This window comes from Microbacterium sp. NPDC055665, from assembly GCF_053618035.1.
The window spans coordinates 77,778-94,622 of the sequence record NZ_JBSHGY010000004.1 but is presented as its reverse complement, the minus strand read 5'-3'; the positions used below and the strand labels follow the sequence as shown (position 1 = coordinate 94,622).

General features: G+C 68.5%; 22 protein-coding genes and 1 tRNA gene. 16 read left to right on the top strand and 7 right to left on the bottom strand.

Annotated features, from left to right (window positions below; all coding sequences use genetic code 11):
* Positions 1 to 114 precede the first annotated feature (114 nt).
* The 11 genes from rplU (at position 115) to ACWGO6_RS12090 (ending at position 7,923) form a co-directional block, all read left to right on the top strand.
* A complete protein-coding gene (gene rplU, locus ACWGO6_RS12140) occupies positions 115 to 423 on the top strand; it encodes a 50S ribosomal protein L21 (protein WP_028501602.1) in 309 nt (102 codons plus the stop codon).
* Between the two features lie 18 nt (positions 424 to 441).
* A complete protein-coding gene (gene rpmA / locus ACWGO6_RS12135) occupies positions 442 to 699 on the top strand; it encodes a 50S ribosomal protein L27 (protein WP_028501603.1) in 258 nt (85 codons plus the stop codon).
* A 101-nt stretch (positions 700 to 800) separates the two neighbouring features.
* The gene (gene obgE, locus ACWGO6_RS12130; RefSeq protein WP_136040926.1) at positions 801 to 2,300 is read left to right on the top strand and encodes a GTPase ObgE; all 1,500 of its coding nucleotides are present in this window, start codon (positions 801 to 803) and stop codon (positions 2,298 to 2,300) included.
* Positions 2,297 to 3,082 (top strand): glutamate 5-kinase, encoded by a 786-nt coding sequence (gene proB, locus ACWGO6_RS12125; protein WP_452326825.1) that lies wholly within the window; start codon positions 2,297 to 2,299, stop codon positions 3,080 to 3,082. Before obgE ends, proB begins: the two co-directional genes overlap by 4 nt.
* A gap of 9 nt (positions 3,083 to 3,091) precedes the next feature.
* Positions 3,092 to 4,345 carry a glutamate-5-semialdehyde dehydrogenase gene (locus ACWGO6_RS12120; protein WP_452326824.1) on the top strand — a complete coding sequence of 418 codons (1,254 nt, stop codon included), beginning with the start codon at positions 3,092 to 3,094 and terminating at the stop codon, positions 4,343 to 4,345.
* A gap of 66 nt (positions 4,346 to 4,411) precedes the next feature.
* Positions 4,412 to 4,636 (top strand): hypothetical protein, encoded by a 225-nt coding sequence (locus tag ACWGO6_RS12115; protein WP_029261671.1) that lies wholly within the window; start codon positions 4,412 to 4,414, stop codon positions 4,634 to 4,636.
* Between the two features lie 6 nt (positions 4,637 to 4,642).
* Positions 4,643 to 5,248, top strand: coding sequence for a nicotinate-nucleotide adenylyltransferase (gene nadD, locus ACWGO6_RS12110; protein ID WP_136040929.1), 606 nt, complete (start codon positions 4,643 to 4,645; stop codon positions 5,246 to 5,248).
* Positions 5,245 to 6,471: a hypothetical protein gene (locus ACWGO6_RS12105; protein WP_452326823.1), complete on the top strand. Its 1,227-nt coding sequence runs from the start codon at positions 5,245 to 5,247 to the stop codon at positions 6,469 to 6,471. The genes nadD and ACWGO6_RS12105 overlap by 4 nt, the downstream gene beginning before the upstream one ends.
* Entirely contained in the window at positions 6,471 to 6,851 is a 381-nt protein-coding gene (rsfS, locus tag ACWGO6_RS12100) for a ribosome silencing factor (RefSeq protein ID WP_017830333.1), read from the top strand. The genes ACWGO6_RS12105 and rsfS overlap by 1 nt, the downstream gene beginning before the upstream one ends.
* A 1-nt stretch (position 6,852) precedes the next feature.
* Positions 6,853 to 7,542: an SDR family oxidoreductase gene (locus tag ACWGO6_RS12095; RefSeq protein WP_452326822.1), complete on the top strand. Its 690-nt coding sequence runs from the start codon at positions 6,853 to 6,855 to the stop codon at positions 7,540 to 7,542.
* Positions 7,543 to 7,638: 96 nt separating this feature from the next.
* Positions 7,639 to 7,923, top strand: a complete 285-nt coding sequence (locus ACWGO6_RS12090) for a hypothetical protein (protein WP_136040932.1) — start codon at positions 7,639 to 7,641, stop codon at positions 7,921 to 7,923.
* A gap of 113 nt (positions 7,924 to 8,036) precedes the next feature.
* On the opposite strand, the gene ACWGO6_RS12085 is transcribed toward ACWGO6_RS12090, so the two are convergent.
* The 5 genes from ACWGO6_RS12085 to ACWGO6_RS12065 all read right to left on the bottom strand — a co-directional run bounded on the left by ACWGO6_RS12085 (position 8,037) and on the right by ACWGO6_RS12065 (position 10,356).
* Entirely contained in the window at positions 8,037 to 8,603 is a 567-nt protein-coding gene (locus ACWGO6_RS12085; protein ID WP_452326821.1) for a CueP family metal-binding protein, read from the bottom strand.
* Between the two features lie 124 nt (positions 8,604 to 8,727).
* A complete protein-coding gene (locus tag ACWGO6_RS12080; RefSeq protein ID WP_136040934.1) occupies positions 8,728 to 9,315 on the bottom strand; it encodes a DUF305 domain-containing protein in 588 nt (195 codons plus the stop codon).
* A 102-nt stretch (positions 9,316 to 9,417) separates the two neighbouring features.
* The gene (locus ACWGO6_RS12075) at positions 9,418 to 9,876 is read right to left on the bottom strand and encodes a hypothetical protein (protein ID WP_136040935.1); all 459 of its coding nucleotides are present in this window, start codon (positions 9,874 to 9,876) and stop codon (positions 9,418 to 9,420) included.
* Between the two features lie 37 nt (positions 9,877 to 9,913).
* Positions 9,914 to 10,102 (bottom strand): hypothetical protein, encoded by a 189-nt coding sequence (locus tag ACWGO6_RS12070; protein ID WP_136040936.1) that lies wholly within the window; start codon positions 10,100 to 10,102, stop codon positions 9,914 to 9,916.
* A gap of 181 nt (positions 10,103 to 10,283) precedes the next feature.
* A tRNA-Ala gene (locus ACWGO6_RS12065) sits at positions 10,284 to 10,356 on the bottom strand.
* Positions 10,357 to 10,493: 137 nt separating this feature from the next.
* On the opposite strand from ACWGO6_RS12065, the gene ACWGO6_RS12060 reads away from it, so the two are divergent.
* Positions 10,494 to 11,564, top strand: a complete 1,071-nt coding sequence (locus ACWGO6_RS12060) for an NAD(P)-binding domain-containing protein (RefSeq protein WP_136040675.1) — start codon at positions 10,494 to 10,496, stop codon at positions 11,562 to 11,564.
* On the opposite strand, the gene ACWGO6_RS12055 is transcribed toward ACWGO6_RS12060, so the two are convergent.
* On the bottom strand, positions 11,551 to 12,573 hold the full coding sequence (locus ACWGO6_RS12055) for a DUF2804 domain-containing protein (RefSeq protein WP_452326820.1): 1,023 nt from the start codon (positions 12,571 to 12,573) through the stop codon (positions 11,551 to 11,553). The genes ACWGO6_RS12060 and ACWGO6_RS12055 overlap by 14 nt on opposite strands.
* 138 nt (positions 12,574 to 12,711) lie before the next feature.
* Between ACWGO6_RS12055 and ACWGO6_RS12050 the strand changes: the two genes are divergently transcribed.
* Genes ACWGO6_RS12050 through ACWGO6_RS12035 form a run of 4 tightly spaced genes read left to right on the top strand, consistent with a single transcriptional unit; the run spans position 12,712 to position 15,944 of the window.
* Positions 12,712 to 13,503, top strand: a complete 792-nt coding sequence (locus ACWGO6_RS12050; RefSeq protein WP_452326819.1) for a hypothetical protein — start codon at positions 12,712 to 12,714, stop codon at positions 13,501 to 13,503.
* The gene (locus ACWGO6_RS12045; RefSeq protein ID WP_452326818.1) at positions 13,500 to 14,027 is read left to right on the top strand and encodes a hypothetical protein; all 528 of its coding nucleotides are present in this window, start codon (positions 13,500 to 13,502) and stop codon (positions 14,025 to 14,027) included. The genes ACWGO6_RS12050 and ACWGO6_RS12045 overlap by 4 nt, the downstream gene beginning before the upstream one ends.
* Before the next feature lie 28 nt (positions 14,028 to 14,055).
* Positions 14,056 to 14,712, top strand: a complete 657-nt coding sequence (locus ACWGO6_RS12040; RefSeq protein ID WP_452326817.1) for an SDR family oxidoreductase — start codon at positions 14,056 to 14,058, stop codon at positions 14,710 to 14,712.
* Between the two features lie 26 nt (positions 14,713 to 14,738).
* Positions 14,739 to 15,944, top strand: coding sequence for a glycoside hydrolase family 3 N-terminal domain-containing protein (locus ACWGO6_RS12035; RefSeq protein ID WP_240744967.1), 1,206 nt, complete (start codon positions 14,739 to 14,741; stop codon positions 15,942 to 15,944).
* 3 nt (positions 15,945 to 15,947) lie between these two features.
* On the opposite strand, the gene ACWGO6_RS12030 is transcribed toward ACWGO6_RS12035, so the two are convergent.
* Complete coding sequence (locus ACWGO6_RS12030) at positions 15,948 to 16,829, bottom strand: 3-methyladenine DNA glycosylase (protein WP_452326816.1); 882 nt, start codon at positions 16,827 to 16,829, stop codon at positions 15,948 to 15,950.
* Between the last annotated feature and the right edge of the window lie 16 nt (positions 16,830 to 16,845).

Sequence of the window (16,845 nt, the reverse complement as noted above, 5' to 3'; positions counted from 1 at the left end):
CGTCGGCCGAAGCGGAGAGTCTTGCGTTCGCGCCCGCCGTTCTGCGGCGCATGCAAGCAACAGTCTTCCCGTGAGATCTCGGAGCCGCGAGCTCCCCAACGAAACAGGTATGAAGTGGTTTACGCAGTAGTGCGCGCCGGTGGGCGGCAGGAGAAGGTCGAGGTCGGCACGATCGTTCAGCTCGACCGTGTCAAGGCTGCCCAGGGCGAGAAGATCGAGCTGGCCGCAGTGCTGCTCGTCGACGGCGCCACGGTGACCACCGACGCTGACTCGCTGGCGAAGGTCAAGGTCACGGCTGAGGTCATCGGCAACCTCCGCGGCCCGAAGATCATCATCCAGAAGTACAAGAACAAGACCGGTTACAAGAAGCGTCAGGGCCACCGTCAGGAGCTCACGCGCGTCAAGATCACCGGCATCAAGTAAGCCCGAGGGGACTAGGACATGGCACATAAAAAGGGCGCAAGCTCAACCCGTAACGGTCGTGACTCCAACGCTCAGCGCCTCGGCGTGAAGCGCTTCGGCGGTCAGCAGGTCCTCGCCGGCGAGATCATCGTCCGCCAGCGCGGCACGCACTTCCACCCCGGCGTGAACGTCGGCCGTGGTGGCGACGACACGCTGTTCGCTCTGGCCGCCGGTGCGGTCCAGTTCGGCGCGAAGGGCGGCCGCAAGGTCGTCAACATCGTCGCTGCAGCTGAGTGATCTCAGCGCGACACTAATCATCCGGTTCGGGGCGGGCTTCGGCTCGCCCCGTCCGTGTATCTGCACACCGTCATAAAACAGGAACCCAGGGGAACCCGCACATGGTCACGTTCGTCGACACCGTCACACTGCACTTGCGTGCGGGTAAGGGCGGCGGCGGCTGCGTCTCCGTGCACCGCGAGAAGTTCAAGCCCCTCGGCGGCCCCGACGGAGGAAACGGCGGCGACGGCGGCGACATCGTGCTCGTCGCCGACCCGCAGACCGGCACGCTGCTCTCGTACCACCACTCGCCGCACCGCTCCTCGGGCAATGGCGGTCCGGGCATGGGCGACCACCGCTCCGGTTTCCTCGGTGAGACGCTCGAACTGCCGGTTCCCGTGGGCACCGTGGTGAAGAACACCGCGGGCGAGGTCCTGATCGACATGATCATCCCCGGCGAGCGGTTCGTCGTCGCCAAGGGCGGGATGGGCGGGCTCGGCAACGCGGCTCTCGCCACCCCGAAGCGCAAGGCTCCCGGCTTCGCACTGCTGGGCACGCCGGGATACGAGGGCGACGTCGTCCTCGAGCTGAAGACCGTCGCCGACATCGCGCTCGTCGGCTACCCGTCCGCGGGCAAGTCGAGCCTGATCGGTGCGATCTCGGCCGCGCGACCCAAGATCGCCGACTACCCGTTCACCACTCTGCACCCCAACCTGGGTGTCGTGCAGGTGGGAGATTTCCGCTACACGGTGGCCGACGTGCCCGGCCTCATCGAGGGCGCGAGCGAGGGCCGCGGCCTCGGACTCGAGTTCCTCCGCCATGTCGAGCGCTGCTCGGCTCTGCTGCACGTGCTCGACTGCGCCACGCTCGAGCCCGGGCGCGACCCGATCTCCGACCTCGACGTGATCCTCGCAGAGCTCGGCGCCTACGAGGTGCCCGAGGGGCAGACTCCGCTGCTCGAGCGCCCGCAGTTCGTCGCCCTGAACAAGATCGACGTACCAGAGGCGCGCGATCTCGCCGAGCTGGTCCGTCCCGACCTCGAGGCGCGCGGTTTCCGTGTGTTCGAGATCTCCACGGTCTCGCACGAGGGCCTGCGTCCGCTCACGTTCGCGCTCGGCGAGCTCGTCGAGAAGGCTCGCGCCGAAGCAGCGCTGGAGACCCCGCCGGAGCGGGTCGTCATCCGCCCGCGCGGCTCCAAGAAGGGCTTCACCATCCGCGTCGAGGGTGGAACCTACGGCAACGTCTACCGGATCCTGGGCGAGAAGCCGGTGCGCTGGGTTCAGCAGACCGATTTCCAGAACGAGGAAGCCGTGGGCTACCTCGCGGATCGCCTCGAGAAGCTCGGCGTCGAGGATGAGCTCTTCCGCCTCGGTGCGGTGCAGGGATCGACCGTCGTGATCGGCGAGGGCGACAGCATCGTCTTCGACTGGGAGCCCACGATGACCTCGGCGGCGGAGCTCATGAGCGCGCCGCGCGGCACCGACCCCCGTCTCGCACCCAATGCGCGCCGTACGACGTCGGAGCGACGCGAGCAGTACTACGAGCGCATGGACGCCAAGGCCGAAGCACGTGCCGAGGTGGAGACCCAGCGCCTGGCCGCGTACCGCGAGGATGGCGAGTGACCGCACGCACGCGCGCTGATCTGGCGACCGCATCACGCATCGTCGTCAAGGTCGGCTCGTCCTCGATCAGCGGGGAGTCCTCGTGGCGCATCCCCGTGATCGTCGAGGCCCTCGCCGCGGCGCACGCACGCGGGACAGAGGTCGTGTTGGTCTCTTCCGGCGCGATCGCCTCCGGGATCCCGTTCCTGCGTCTGGACTCCCGGCCGAACGACCTCGCCACCCAGCAGGCGGCCGCGGCCGTGGGGCAGAACATCCTCATGTACCGCTATCAGGAGTCGCTTCGCCCGTTCGACATCGTCGCCGGCCAGGTCCTCCTCACCACCGGCGACCTGGAGAACCCCACGTCTCGCTCCAACGCCCGTCGCGCGATGGAGCGGCTCCTGGGCCTGCGGACTCTGCCGATCGTCAACGAGAACGACACGGTCGCGACGCAGGAGATCCGGTTCGGAGACAACGACCGCCTCGGCGCCCTGGTCGCGCAGCTGATCGAGGCTGACGCGCTCATCCTCCTCAGCGACATCGAGTCGCTGTACACGAAGCCGCCGACAGACCCCGGGGCGGAGCCCATCGACATCGTCGCGCACGACGCCGATCTCGCCGGGCTCGAGTTCGGTTCGACCGTGGTCAACAGCGTCGGCACCGGCGGGGCGGCCACCAAGGTCTCGGCGGCGCGACTGGCAGCGGCATCCGGCATCGGCGTGCTCGTCACCAGCGCAGATCTGGTGGACAAGGCGCTCTCCGGTGCCGAAATAGGGAGCTGGTTCGAACCCGCCAGCTCATAAACTGGACGGATGACCGACCAGACCCCGCAGGTGCGCCTCGAACGCGCCAAAGAGGCCTCCCGCGCGACCGCAGCCCTGACCAGCGATGCCAAGGCTCGCGTGCTCGAAGCGATCGCTGTCGCGCTGCTGGCGGACGCGCCGCGCATCATCGAGGCGAACGGTCGCGACATCGCTCGCGGGCAGCAGGAGGGCATCGGCGAGTCCCTGATCGATCGGCTCCGGCTCGACGAGAAGCGGGTGGCGGCTCTGGCCTCCGCCGTCCGCGAGGTCGCCGCGCTCTCCGATCCCGTCGGGCGTGTGGTGGGCGGTCATCGGATGCCCAACGGCGTGGCGCTCGAGCAGGTGCGGGTGCCGTTCGGCGTGGTCGGCGCGATCTACGAGGCTCGGCCCAACGTCACCGTCGACATCGCCGCACTCGCGCTGCGATCGGGCAATGCCGTGGTCCTGCGAGGCGGCAGCGCCGCTCACGACTCCAATGCCGTGCTCGTGGAGATCATGCGTGCGGCGGTCGAGAGCGCGGGCCTCACGGCGGAGGCCATCCAGACCGTCGACGACTTCGGACGCGACGGTGCGAAAGCGCTCATGCACGGTCGCGGTTTCATCGACGTCCTGATCCCGCGGGGGAGTGCGGGCCTCATCGAGACCGTGGTGACGGAGTCGACCGTGCCGGTCATCGAGACCGGGGCCGGCAACGTCCACATCTTCCTCGACGAGACCGCTCCCGACGACTGGGCGCGTGACATCGTCGTGAACGCCAAGGTGCAGCGTCCGAGCGTGTGCAACGCGGTCGAGACGGTCCTCGTGCATCGTCAGGCTGCGCCGCGGCTCGTGCCGCTGGTGGCCAGTGCTCTCCAGAGCGAGGGTGTCGCGATCCACGGCGACGACATGGTCGTCGGGCTCATGTCGAACGTGATCCCCGCCACCGAGGAGGACTGGGAGACCGAATACCTCAGCCTGGACATCGCGATGAAGGTCGTCGACTCGCTCGATGAGGCCCTCGCGCACATCCGGCGCTACAGCACGGGACACACCGAGTCGATCATCACGACGGACACGCGCAGTTCCGAGCGCTTTCTCGCCGAGGTGGACTCCGCCGTCGTCATGGTGAACGCGTCCACGCGATTCACCGACGGAGGTGAGTTCGGCTTCGGTGCAGAGGTCGGCATCTCGACCCAGAAACTGCACGCGCGGGGTCCGATGGGGCTCTCCGAGCTGACCAGCACGAAATGGCTCGCGCGTGGGTCGGGGCAGACGCGCGGCTGAGGGCTAGACTGGGGGACGCTGTAACCCCACAGGATCCCGAACAGCACGCCACGAAACGGAGCCAGGATGAACCTCGTCGCACAGATCGCGATGGCCGCTGCCGAAACCGAGCACCACGGCAACGTCGCGCTCGAGACGCTGATCTTCGGGGTCATCGCCGCGATCGTGTTCGGCGCGCTCGGCCTCGTGACGTTCTCGTACAAGAACGTCGCCAACCGTCACTCGGCGAAGGCTGAGGCCTGGGCCGCGCAGCACGGCAAGGACGGCCACGAGGCGGGACACGGCCACTAGGCCCGCATGAACGACGCTGCGACCACGCGCCCCCCGCGCATCGGCGTGATGGGCGGAACATTCGACCCCATCCATCATGGCCACTTGGTCGCAGCCAGCGAAGTCGCGAACTCCTTCGACCTCGACGAGGTCGTCTTCGTGCCGACCGGACATCCGTGGCAGAAGTCGGGCGTCTCGCCGAGCGAGCATCGCTATCTGATGACCGTCATCGCGACCGCCTCGAACCCGCAGTTCACGGTGAGTCGGGTCGACATCGATCGCGAAGGCCCGACCTACACGATCGACACGCTGCGTGACCTGAAGCGGGATCGACCCGACGCCGAGCTCTTCTTCATCACCGGAGCCGACGCCGTGGCGCAAATTCTCAGTTGGAGGGACCATGATGAGTTGTGGGAGTTGGCCCACTTCGTCGCGGTCTCACGTCCTGGACATGTCCTGAGCACTGACGGCCTCCCGAGCGACAACGTCAGCCAACTCGAGGTGCCGGCACTGTCGATCTCGTCGACGGACTGCCGCGAACGCGTTCGTGACGATCAGCCGGTCTGGTACCTGGTCCCTGATGGGGTCGTTCAGTACATCGCGAAGCATCATCTGTATCGGAGCAAGGCATGAGTACATCGGATCAGCAAGGGCACGGTCCGCTGACGCGCAAGCAGCTGCGGGAGATCCGGTTGACGGGATCGAACCCGGTGATCTCCAGCGAGGAGGCCGCCGCGGCAGCCGAGACGGCACCGCCGGCGCCCCCACTGCCACGTGCCGCCGAACCGGTCCAGATCGAGCCGGCGCCGCTGCCGGATCCCGTGGCCGAAGAGGCGAACGGTGACACACCGCTGACCCGTCGTCAGGTTCGCGAGCAGGAGAGGGCCCGCACCGGTTCCGTCTCCGTGATCGGGGCCGACGAGGCGGAGGCGGCGTCGGCCGTCGAGCAGGTCGAAGAGCCGGCGGTCGCACCCGTCGAGCAGCCCGATGAAGCGCCGAAGCAGGAGGAAGCTCCCGCGAAGGCCGCGTCAGAGGCTCCTGCAGAAGGTTCCGGCGAGATCGTCTCCGGGATCCCGGACTTCCCTCGGACGGTCGACGCCGGTGATGATGATGACGACGATGTGGATGACGAGGTCGCCGTCGCACCCGTCAGTGCATCCGTCGTCGCCGACACGGTCGGCGAGGTCCCGCTCGAAGCGGTCGAGCCCTCCGCTGAAGCGACCGACGGCGAAGAAGACCTCGAGGCTGTCCTGGGCCTTCCCGCCGACGCGGGCGATGCGGCCGTCGACGACGATGTCCTCGCCGACGTGCACGATGCCGAGGAAGACCACGATGACGACGACACCGTTCGTCCGACCGTCAACTCGTCCTTCGGGGAGGGGCTTCTCGCAGACGCCCCCGACGCCCACGCACCCTTCCGTCCGTCCTTCGACGAGTTGATCGGCGTGGGAGATTCGACCGGCTCCCAGCATTCCGCTCCCAACGCGCTGATCTTCACCCCCTCGCCGGGAGAGGGTTCCCTCTCGGGCCCGGTCGCGTCCACCGGAGAGATCCTCGTCACCGGCTCCTATGAGCTGCCGCAGGGGATGGGCTCACAGGGCCACGCGCTCGGGACCACGGATGGCAAGGACGTCGACGCCGTCCTCATCGATGGCGAGCTGCCCCCCGCATCCTCGCCGACGCCGATCGCCGCGAGCTCGGCCGTCAGCACCATCAAACCAGCCGGAGAAGTCATCCGGCCTCCGGCCCCCGAGAAGGGGAACCGACTGATGGTCACGCTCGCCATCATCGCCGGCGGACTCGCCCTCGCGATCGGCGTCGTTCTCGTCATCGCCTTCACCACGAAAATGATCTGATGCAATCACCTGAAACTGCCGAAGAGATGCTGCGTCTCGCAGCCCAAGCCGCCATCGACAAGGGTGGAGAGGATCTCGTCGCGCTCAACGTCTCCGAGCCACTCCCGCTCGTCGACATCTTCCTGCTCGTCACGGGAAACAGCGAGCGCAACGTCGCCGCGATCGCCGACGAGATCGAAGACCGACTGATCGAGTCGGGGCACAAGCGCGTGCGTCGCGAGGGGCGGGCCGAGGCTCGCTGGGTGCTGCTCGACTTCGGCGATCTGATCGTGCACGTCTTCCACCAGGAGGAGCGCGTCTACTACGGACTCGAGCGCCTCTGGAAGGACTGCCCGGTCGTTCCGATCGACGTGGCCGAGCCTGCGGCCGACCCCAGCTGACATGAGCACGCACCTGATCACCGGTGCGGGCTCCGGCATCGGGTCTGTTCTCGCCCGACGGTTGTTGGACCGTGGCGATGCGGTCGTGGCGCTGGCTCGCGATGCGGGTCGCGGCCGGCAGATCGCAGCGGACCTTCCCGGGGCGTCCGTCATCGTCGGTGACCTCGCTCAGCCGGGACGCCTGTCGTGGGCGCTCTCGAAGCAGCAACTGCCCGAGCGCATCGACTCGCTGGTGCATGTCGCCGGTGTCGTCGACCTCGGCGACGTCGCTGATCTGACGGCCGCTCTGTGGGAGCAGCAGCTCGCCGTCAACCTCGTCGCTCCGGCCGAGCTCACGAGGCTCCTCCTTCCTGTGCTGCGCGTGTCTCAGGGGCAGGTCTTGTTCGTGAATTCCGGCGCAGGCTTGCGCGCCAACGCCGGATGGTCGGCGTATGCCGCGTCCAAGCACGGTCTCAGGGCGCTGGCCGATGCGCTGCGCGCCGAGGAGGCCGCGCACGGAGTTCGCGTGACTTCGATCTACCCGGGTCGCACGGCGACACCGATGCAGGAGCGCGTGCACCAGCAGGAGGGGCAGGCGTACGACCCGGACCGCTTCGCCACACCGGAGGCGGTCGTCACGACAATCCTCACGGCGCTCGACCTTCCGCGTGACGCGGAGATCACCGATCTGACGGTGCGTCCAGGACGCTGAGTCGTCCCGGCATCCTCCGCGGGGGATGTCAAGGGGCTTCTTTCGGGAGAGCGGATGGCGCAGGCTCTTCTTGAGAGAGTCCTGGAGGGCCCCCACATGTCTGAACTCCCCGACCCGCGCTTCATGTTGAATCGCATCACCGCGTCGGAATGGGTGATCAACGACCTTCGGTACTCGCCGAACGATCCGCGTCATGTGGTCGCCTGCGTCTACGAGCTCGCCGAGACCGAGGTCGAAGTGACGTGGCTTCGCGATCTGCCCCTCGCCACCCGTTACGGGACCGCATTCGAGGTGCTCGAGGATGTCGAGCGGATGCGTGATTCGAGCCGGGCGACCCGTCCGATCGCCATTCCCCACCGGCCGCCCCTGATGGCCACCTGACCTTCCCGCTGTCACACACCGAAGCGCACCCCTCGATGATCGAGGAGGTGCGCTTTGGCGTTCGCGCTAGGGCGGCCCCCCGAAGCGCAGTCGCCGGTCAGAGCAGCTTCCGCTCAGAGCAGCCGCAGATCGGTGATGCAGGTCCGATCATCCGGCGACGTGGTCGAGAGCGGCACTGACCCCGTGAGACCCTCGCTCTCGACGGTCAGCGTCGCCTCGATGTCCCGAGGCACCCAGATGCCGATGAAGCCGTTGTCCGCAGTGGGCCGGGTCTCGTCGACGAGTTTTGTTCCGTCTTCCGCGGTCACGATGACCCGGACATCGGTGTCGGAGAGCTCACCGAGGCACGTCGTGAGGCTGTGGAAGTGGCACTCGTGCGTCTGTTCGCGGAACGGTGCGATCGAGAGGTACACCGAATCTCGGGGCATCGGCAGTCGGCCTTCCCGGCCGCTCTCTTCGCGGAGCATGAGAGCATCGGGTTGCACCGATGCGATCAGAGCATCCGGTCGGTCCGCGACGGGCATCGTGTCGAGTCGTTCGATGACCTCTTCGACCTCGAGTCGGGCGAGATCATGTGATGCGAGGATCTTCTGCGCCGTCGCGGTTGACGGGTCGGCGTCCGCCGCGGGCGCGGTGCATCCGGCCAGGGCGATGCCGGCGACGGCCAGCGTGGCGAGCACTGAGAGAAGCTTGCGTCGAGGCGATATGAAAAGGGCGGGCGTGTCTTGATTCATGGTGTGGTCCTTCATGCGGAGTGGGGCCGGTACCGGGCGCGATGTGCCGGCACCGGCCCCTGAAAACGTGTCAGAGAGCGGCGAGGAGGTCCGTCATCTCCTGGATCTCCTCCGTCTGCGCGTCGATGATCGCCTGGGCGAGCTCGACCGCCTCCGGGTCGCTTCCCTCGTCGACCTGCGTCTGCGCCATCTCGACGGCCCCCTCGTGGTGCATGATCATCTGCTCGAGGAACAGCCGGGAGGCCTCCGGCCCGTCCGCGTCCCGCAGAGCGACGAGGTCCTCCGCGCTCATCATTCCGTCGCCGTGGTCCATCCCACTCGCGTCGCGGTCATCGGAGCTGACGCCCCATTCGTCCAACCAGTCTTCGAGCTGTTCGATCTCCGGTCCCTGAGCGGCCTTGATCCGCTGGGCGAGCTCGGTCACCGCGGGATCGATCCCGCTCGCGGCGAGCACGACGTCGCTCATCTCGATGGCCTGCTCGTGGTGGACGATCATCATCGACGCGAACATGACGTCGGCATCATCGACGCCGGCGGACGGCGACGAGCCGTGGTCCATGCCGGACATGGATCCGGCATCGGTGCCGGTCGCACAGCCGGACAGCAGCAGGACGGCAGAGAGGGCGAGCGCGGTTGCGGCCGCAGCACGAATCTTCATGGGTGTTCTCCAATACGCAAAGTCGTTGCGCACACGCCGGGCGGCGGCGCGCGAGTGTGAGAAGTGTGGAGCCGGGCGCGAGAGCGCGGGCTCGACAGCTGCTCAGGTGCGACTGATGCAGAGAACGTGAAGCGAGGGTGCGCGGGGGAGGAACCGTGCCGTGAGGATCTCGATGAGGGGCGACTGGAGCAGTATTCCCGACCGGTTGCGGAGCATTCCGGGCGCGATGAGGAGGACGAGCACGAGCAGAAGGGCGAGCACGCACATCATCGCCGCACCGGTGTGATCATCGCTGCTGCAACCGGCGCAGGACATCTCGGCCGCCCCTGTGGGGTTTCCGGAGAGGTGCCCCTGGGCCGTGCCGTGGTGCGCCGAGGCGGACTCGACTGCAGTCATCATCACCGCAGCCGGTGAGTCGGCCGCTGCGGTCCCGTGCAGATTCAGAGTGTGCATGCCCACCAGTCCGACGATGAGCGCGGCGACGAGTAGCACGCCTGACAGCACACCCCGGAAGATGCTCGATGAGCTCCTTCCGGACCGCGTCGCCGCCACCGGTGCCATGCAGCAAGTCTAAGCGGGGTGGTGCGGCCAGATCCGCTCAGACGGCGGTGGCGTCGCCGTCCTCGTCCGCTCCCGCAGCGATGCGATCGGCCTCCGCGCTGTCGACGAGCGCGTCATCGGCGTCCGGATCGAGGACTTGCTCGCCGTCGAGATCTCTGGTGGGTACACCGGCCGCGTCGTCGTCGTGGGGGACCGGAGGCACCGGAGGAATGATGGGGTTCGACATGATCGCATCCTTTCGTCGAGGTGCGTTCACGCTAGAACCCGCAACATGCGGACTGAACCGGCTTGACGCCCGTCAAGTCGCACGCTAGCGATGGTGTCGCTCCGCGCGGCTGCGTGTGATCGTCTCCGTCTCAGAAGGCTCCGGAGACAAGAAAACCCGCGATCTCTCGCGGGTTTCGTTGTGGACCTGAGGGGACTCGAACCCCTGACCCCCTGCATGCCATGCAGGTGCGCTACCAGCTGCGCCACAGGCCCAGATGCCGCTCCGTAGAAGCCGGAGCAACTTGAAAAGAGTACTACACGAATCCGCGCGAGCACCAATCGGCGGCGGCCGCCCGGGAGTGTCGTCCTGCGGCTGGAACAACCGCGAGGAGCGGAGCGTTCTGTTCATCGTGAGCATCCTCGACAGTCTGGTGATCGGCGCAGGGCAGGCCGGTCTCTCGGCATCGTTCCACCTGTCGCGACTGGGCATCTCGCACGTGGTGCTCGATGCCGATGCGCGCCCGGGCGGAGCCTGGCAGCACCGCTGGGACGCCCTGACGATGCGCGACGTGCACGGCGTCGCCGAACTTCCCGACGACACGCCTCCGCCGCGTGACGGCGCCCGCGCCAACATCGCGGTCCCCGAGTACTTCGCCTCCTACGAGCGCAAGCATGCGCTCCCGGTGCTCCGCCCGGTGCACGTCGAACGGGTCGAGGACCGAGACGGACTCCTGGTCGTGCGAGCGCGCGAGGGAGAGTGGACGACCCGCACGCTGGTGAACGCGACCGGGACGTGGTCGCATCCGTTCCTCCCACACTTCCCCGGTATGGAGACCTTCGTCGGGGAGCAGCTGCACACGGTCGACTACCCGGGGCCGGAGCACTTCGTCGGCAGGCGCGTGCTCGTGGTCGGCGGGGGAGCGTCCGCCGTGCAGTTCCTCGGCGCTCTCGCCCCGATCACGGACACCCTCTGGGTCACGCGCCGGGAACCTGTGTGGCGGACCGATGACTTCACACCCGAAGCCGGGGCGGCCGCGGTCGCTCTGGTCGAGCAGCGTGTCGCCGCAGGACTCCCTCCCGAGAGCGTGGTCAGCGTCACCGGACTCATGCTGCGTCCGCAAGAACGCGAGGCCGAGCGGCTGGGCGCCTACGCCGCACGCCGCCCGATGTTCGCGCGCATCGAGCCCGACGGAGTGCGCTGGGCCGACGGCAGCTTCGAGCGCGTGGACGTCATCCTCTGGGCCACCGGGTTCCGTCCGGCCATCAGCCACCTGGCGCCCCTGCACCTGCGCAGCACCGCCGGGGGGATCCAGCTCGACCGGAACGGCCGCGGCACGACCGCGGTCGCCGATCCGCGAGTGCAGCTGGTCGGCTACGGGCCTTCGGCGAGCACGATCGGCGCGAATCGTGCCGGGCGCTCCGCGGCCAAGGGCGTGCAGCGCGCGCTGCGGTCCGCGGGGGCGAGCGTCACCACCGGTTGACGACCTCTTCGGCGAAACCCTCGATGCCGTCCACGCGCACCTGCGCACCCGTGTCGTCGCGCACCCATCCCGACCAGACACCGAACAGCTGATCCGACCGACTGGCGATGACGAGCGCATTCGTGCGCGATCTCTTGTCGTAGAACGGGGAGAAGGTGAGGTCGGCCGCCGCACCGTGCACCCGCCACGGGCGCATGAAACGCTCGGAGTCGTAATCCCACACGAGTTCCTCGCTGATCTTCGACAGGCGGCCGTCGACGAGCAGTGCGTTCTCGGTGGCTCCGGAACCGTCCGTCCATTTGGCACCGAGCTGCAACCCGATCGTGCGGCCGTCGACGATGCCGCTGCCCGCCGCCCAGTTCCAGTGCACGCGGTACGGCCAGCGCCCGCGGCCGTGATCGAGAACCGCCCAACTACCCACCGGAACGTCGTAGGCTCGGCCGTCGATCGCGACGGTGCCGGTCGTCGGCCGCGCCACATCCTTCACCGTGTACTGGAACCGGCGGATATCCTCTCCACGACGCCAGGGCACGACCACGCCGAGCGCCTCATGCTCGGGCGGCCGGGCGGCGAGCATGTCGAACGACACCCGGGGCGCGGTGCCTCGCAGGCGCGTGCCGTCGAACGTCTCGTCGATGTCGAGCGTGATCCGGCGGGTGCGGGCCTGTGTCGAGCCGTCTCCGAGCGATGGCGGGAGGGTCGCGGAGCGTGCTCCGGGGGAGACCACCGTCGAGCCGATGTCCTCCCCGGTCGCGCGGTCGAGCACCCAGACCTCGTGGAGAGCCAGGTAGTCGACGCACGACACGGTGAACGCGATGATGTGGGACGGGGTCATCACGTTCCAGTACTCCCAGCGCTTGTTGCGCCCCCAGCGACCACGTCCGGGGATCCCGGACGTGTCGTGCAGCGGGAGGCGGGACCAGCCGAGCGCATCGCGGTTGAGGGTTCCGTCGGGAGTCGTGAGCGAGACGGGCGCGGTGATCTCGCGCTCGATCAGCGGTGTGGGCATCGTCGTCCTGCTGTCGGGAGGGACGCCGTTCGGGTCGGCATCGTTGCCCTGAGTGTAGAGGACCCCGCCGCGTCGGACGAGGGCCCGGCACGCAGATTCATGCACGGGCGGAGAACGGTGCCTGGCTACGCTGAGCACATGCTCCGCATCGTGCTCCTCGTCGTCTGGCTGTTGCTGTCCGCCTGGCTCGTGATCTGGGTCGGCGAAGGGCTGTTCGGGGTGGATCAGCGCCGGTCGATCCTCCCGTTCGCCGGGGAGGACACCCTCGGCGGACCGATCATCATCGGAGTCGCATGGGGGTTGCTGCTGACCTTCGGCGGGATGCTGTCGGGCATCGCGCGTCGCAGGACTCCTCGCGGTGAGGCGCAGATCGGCGTCGGCACGATCGTCGAGGTCTCCCGCACCGGGATGACGGTGAACGACGTCCCGCAGTACGACCTCTTCATCCGTGTCACCCCGAGCGCCGCCGACGACTTCATCGGCCAACTGCGGATGCTCGTGCAGCCCACCGACCTCGCGACGCTCCAGGTCGGGCTGCCGGTTGCGATGCGCTACAGCCTGACCGACCAGGACACGGTCGAACTCGCTGACCTCAGCGACCCCGCCGTCGGCGACGCGATGCTGCAGTGGCGCATCGACCGGGGGCTGATCGACCCCCGGCTGGTGAAGGCGCGCACCACCGGCATCCAGGTACCGGCGTCGGTGCTCGAGGTGCGACCGACGGGCCGTCGTCGTGAGGGGCAGAGCGAGCTCGCGCTGCGGGTGCTGATGGCGCCGGAAGGCGCGGCGACCTGGGAGGCCGACACGACCGTGTTCGTGTACCCCCAGGCGATCCCGCATCTGCAGGTCGGCGCCCCCGTGTGGGCGTTCTACCGCCGGGAGGATCCGCAGACCGTCGCGGTGACCATCGAGAAGGAGACGGCGCGATGAACCCCATGGACACCCTCATCTGGCTGGTGAACTTCCCGGCCTCGCACGGCTATGCCATGGTCTTCATCGCGGGGTTCTCGATCCTCGGGCTGTTCGCGCTGTCGGCGCGAGGCGCCGTGCCGGGTGGCGCGCTGCGGAGCATCCGGGAACGGGAGGGCCTGCTGCACCCCACGGAACGTCCGCGAGGTCGGGTCTGGGGCAGCGTGTTCCGTATCGGCGCCCGCGTGCTGGCGCTCCTCATGGTCGGATCGCTCGTGATCGGGATCCTCAGCCTCACCGGAGTGCCCGTGACCCGGGCGTACATCTACGACAACGGCCGCCCCACCACCGGGACGCTGGAGGGGGACTGGGTGACCTTCACGACCGCCGAGGGCGTCGAGTACACGCTGGAGAGCAACTTCTTCACGCCCGCCGTGTACCCGGATCGCGATGCGTTCCTGACCAGCGGCGAGCCGGTCGTCGTCCGCTACCTGCCGAGCCATCCTCAGGCGTTCGTGATCGACAGCGATCAGACCCCGCGCTGACGTCGGAGCAGGCGCGTAGGGTGAGGGTATGTCGCGCATCATCGTCTTCGGCGGCCACGGCCGCATCGCCCTTCTGCTCGCGCCACTGCTCGTCGCCCGCGGCGATGAGGTCACCGGCGTCATCCGCAACCCGGAGCACGCCTCCGATGTCGAAGCGACGGGGGCCACGGCTCTCGTCGCCGATGTCGAGAATCTCGGAGTGGAGGAGATCGCCGAGATCATCCGCGGACACGATGCGGTCGTGTGGTCGGCCGGTGCCGGCGGCGGATCCCCGGAGCGCACGTACGCGGTCGATCGGGATGCCGCGCAGCGGTCGATGGACGCGGCCGAGCGCGCAGGCGTCCGCCGCTACGTGATGGTGTCGTGGCTCGGCTCCACGGCCGATCACGGCGTGCCCGAGAACGACTCCTTCTTCCCCTACGCCGACGCGAAGTGGGCCGCCGACGAGCATCTGCGCGGCAGTGCGCTGGACGGCACGATCCTCGCCCCCGGCACGCTCACGTTCGACGAGCCGACCTCTCGGATCCAGATCGACCCCGCGGGCAGCGGAGCCGTCTCGCGGGCCGATGTCGCCGCGGTCATCGCGGCAGCGCTCCACGGACCGTGCACGATCGGACGGACGATCCGCTTCGGCAACGGCGACGCCGCCTCGGCGGTGCCGATCGCCGAGGCGCTCGGCTGCTGACGCGTCCACACCGCACAGGACCCGTCATGTCTCGATACCGTCGCTGGGCCGCAGGAGCGCTGGCGGTCGTCGCGACGGCAGCGATGTGCGCCTCGCCGGCAGCCGTCGCGTCGCCCATCCCGTCGACGGTTGGCTCCCACACCCCGACCGCCGTCTCCTCGGGCGGGGAAACCACCGGCCCGGCCGCGCATGCGACCGCTCTGGTGCAGGGGATGTCCGTGGCAGAGCAGGCTTCCACGGTGGTCATGGGCCACGTGTCGGGCACGGACCCGGCCGCGCTCCGGACCTACATGCAGTCCGGTCTCGGCGGGTTCATCCTGATGGGGGCGAACATCCCCGCGACGGAGACCGAGCTGCAGGCTCTCACCGCCGCGATGACCATCGATCCCGCGTTGCCCCCGTTGATCGCGGTCGACCAGGAGGGCGGCATCGTCTCGCGGCTGCACGGCGACGACTACGCGTCCTCCACCACGCTGAAGGGGCAGCCGGTCGATGACACCTCCGCAGCGTTCACGGCCCGAGGGTCTCTCGTGGCACGGGCGGGGATCACGGTGAACTTCGGCACGGTGGCCGACTTCACGGCTGAGTCGGGAACGTTCATCTACGGCCGCGCGCTCGGCACCGACCCTGCGAGCTCCGCGGATCGGGTGGCGGCCGCCACCACGGCACAGGAGCAGTTCGTCGCGTCGACGCTCAAGCACTTCCCCGGACACGGTGCCGCCCCCGGCGACTCGCACTCCGCGATTCCGAGCACGAGCATGGGACTCGACGAATGGCGCCGCACCGAGGCCGTTCCGTTCGCGGCGGGCATCGATGCCGGAGCGTCTCTGCTCATGTACGGGCATCTCGCCTACACCGCCGTCGACGCCCTGCCTGCTTCCCTCTCTCCGAAGTGGCACGCGATCGCCAGGGAGGAGCTCGGCTTCGACGGGGTGGCGGTGACCGACGACCTCGGCATGCTGTTGTCGTCGGGGAATCCCGCCTACGCGGATCCGGTCGCCAACGGCGTCGCCGCGATCGCCGCCGGCAACGACCTGGTGCTGATGATCGCGGGCTCCGACGGGCAGACGGCGGGGAAGATGGCGGCCGGCATCGCGCACGCGGTCGAGGCGGGCACGCTTCCGAAGGAGCGGCTCGAAGAGGCGGCGACGCGGGTGCTCACGCTGCGCGCGCAGCTGGCAGCGGCATCGGCGCGATGGACGCTCTGCGCCGACTGCGAACCGGTGCAGTGACGCTCAGGCCGCTTCTCGTGCGCCGTCGCCGAGCCACGCGGCCAGCAGGGCAGTGCGCAGAGCGGCACCGCGTTCGGCGAATCCGCGCTGCCGACGCACGTACTCCGCCTTGCCCTCGGGCGTCTCGATGCGCACCGGGGTGACATCCCACGCGGAGAGATCGTAGGGCGCGGCCTCCATGTCGAGCAGCCGGATGTCGCGCGCCAGCTCGAACGAGTCGAGGAGGAGTTCGCCCGGGATGAGCGGTCCGAGCTTCGTCGCCCACTTGTAGAGATCCATCCCCGCATGCAGACACCCTGGTTGCTCGAACAGCGGCTGATCCTCACGGCTCAGGGGCGTGCGGTTGCGGGGAACGGCCTCCGGGGTGAAGAACCGGAATGCGTCGAAGTGCGTGCAGCGCAGGTCATGGTTCTCGACGACCGCATCCGTGCCCGCCTGTCCCAGACGCAGCGGTACCGCGTGGCGATGCTCGTCCGCCTGGTACACCATGGCCCACTCGTGCAGTCCGAAACAGCCGAACTGGCCGGGGCGCGAGGCCGTGCGGCGCAGCATCCGTTCGACGAGGGCGGCGAGGTCGGCCTTCTCCTGTGCGAACGACCGGGGGTCGGGCACGGCGCCGCCCGCGGTGTCACCCGGCGAATACCAGCGCCATGAGAGGCGTTCCGGCGCATCCTGCAGCTCGACGCCCGCTCCCGGATGCCAGCGCCGAAGCTGCGCGGGCTTGTAGGAGTAGTAGGTGTGGAGGAAGTCCCACACGGGGTGCTTCTCGGATCGGGCGGCGCGCTCGCGATGTCCGGCCGTCAGGGTGTCCGCGCGTTCCTGATGCGCCTGCTCACGGGCGAGCCATTCATCGCGGGGGATCGCCTTCTCGACGAGCGTGTCCATGTCTGCCGTGTTCTCG

Excerpts from the sequence above, each read along its gene's own strand:
- rpmA (WP_028501603.1), top strand. The coding sequence starts at position 442 with ATGGCACATAAAAAGGGCGCAAGCTCAACCCGTAACGGTCGTGACTCC.
- ACWGO6_RS12045 (WP_452326818.1), top strand. The coding sequence starts at position 13,500 with ATGAACCCCATGGACACCCTCATCTGGCTGGTGAACTTCCCGGCCTCG.
- ACWGO6_RS12040 (WP_452326817.1), top strand. The coding sequence starts at position 14,056 with ATGTCGCGCATCATCGTCTTCGGCGGCCACGGCCGCATCGCCCTTCTG.
- ACWGO6_RS12050 (WP_452326819.1), top strand. The coding sequence starts at position 12,712 with ATGCTCCGCATCGTGCTCCTCGTCGTCTGGCTGTTGCTGTCCGCCTGG.
- ACWGO6_RS12030 (WP_452326816.1), bottom strand. The coding sequence starts at position 16,829 with ATGGACACGCTCGTCGAGAAGGCGATCCCCCGCGATGAATGGCTCGCC.
- ACWGO6_RS12070 (WP_136040936.1), bottom strand. The coding sequence starts at position 10,102 with ATGTCGAACCCCATCATTCCTCCGGTGCCTCCGGTCCCCCACGACGAC.
- ACWGO6_RS12105 (WP_452326823.1), top strand. The coding sequence starts at position 5,245 with ATGAGTACATCGGATCAGCAAGGGCACGGTCCGCTGACGCGCAAGCAG.
- ACWGO6_RS12055 (WP_452326820.1), bottom strand. The coding sequence starts at position 12,573 with ATGCCCACACCGCTGATCGAGCGCGAGATCACCGCGCCCGTCTCGCTC.
- ACWGO6_RS12115 (WP_029261671.1), top strand. The coding sequence starts at position 4,412 with ATGAACCTCGTCGCACAGATCGCGATGGCCGCTGCCGAAACCGAGCAC.
- rsfS (WP_017830333.1), top strand. The coding sequence starts at position 6,471 with ATGCAATCACCTGAAACTGCCGAAGAGATGCTGCGTCTCGCAGCCCAA.
- ACWGO6_RS12075 (WP_136040935.1), bottom strand. The coding sequence starts at position 9,876 with ATGGCACCGGTGGCGGCGACGCGGTCCGGAAGGAGCTCATCGAGCATC.
- nadD (WP_136040929.1), top strand. The coding sequence starts at position 4,643 with ATGAACGACGCTGCGACCACGCGCCCCCCGCGCATCGGCGTGATGGGC.
- obgE (WP_136040926.1), top strand. The coding sequence starts at position 801 with ATGGTCACGTTCGTCGACACCGTCACACTGCACTTGCGTGCGGGTAAG.
- ACWGO6_RS12120 (WP_452326824.1), top strand. The coding sequence starts at position 3,092 with ATGACCGACCAGACCCCGCAGGTGCGCCTCGAACGCGCCAAAGAGGCC.
- ACWGO6_RS12095 (WP_452326822.1), top strand. The coding sequence starts at position 6,853 with ATGAGCACGCACCTGATCACCGGTGCGGGCTCCGGCATCGGGTCTGTT.
- ACWGO6_RS12035 (WP_240744967.1), top strand. The coding sequence starts at position 14,739 with ATGTCTCGATACCGTCGCTGGGCCGCAGGAGCGCTGGCGGTCGTCGCG.
- ACWGO6_RS12090 (WP_136040932.1), top strand. The coding sequence starts at position 7,639 with ATGTCTGAACTCCCCGACCCGCGCTTCATGTTGAATCGCATCACCGCG.
- ACWGO6_RS12080 (WP_136040934.1), bottom strand. The coding sequence starts at position 9,315 with ATGAAGATTCGTGCTGCGGCCGCAACCGCGCTCGCCCTCTCTGCCGTC.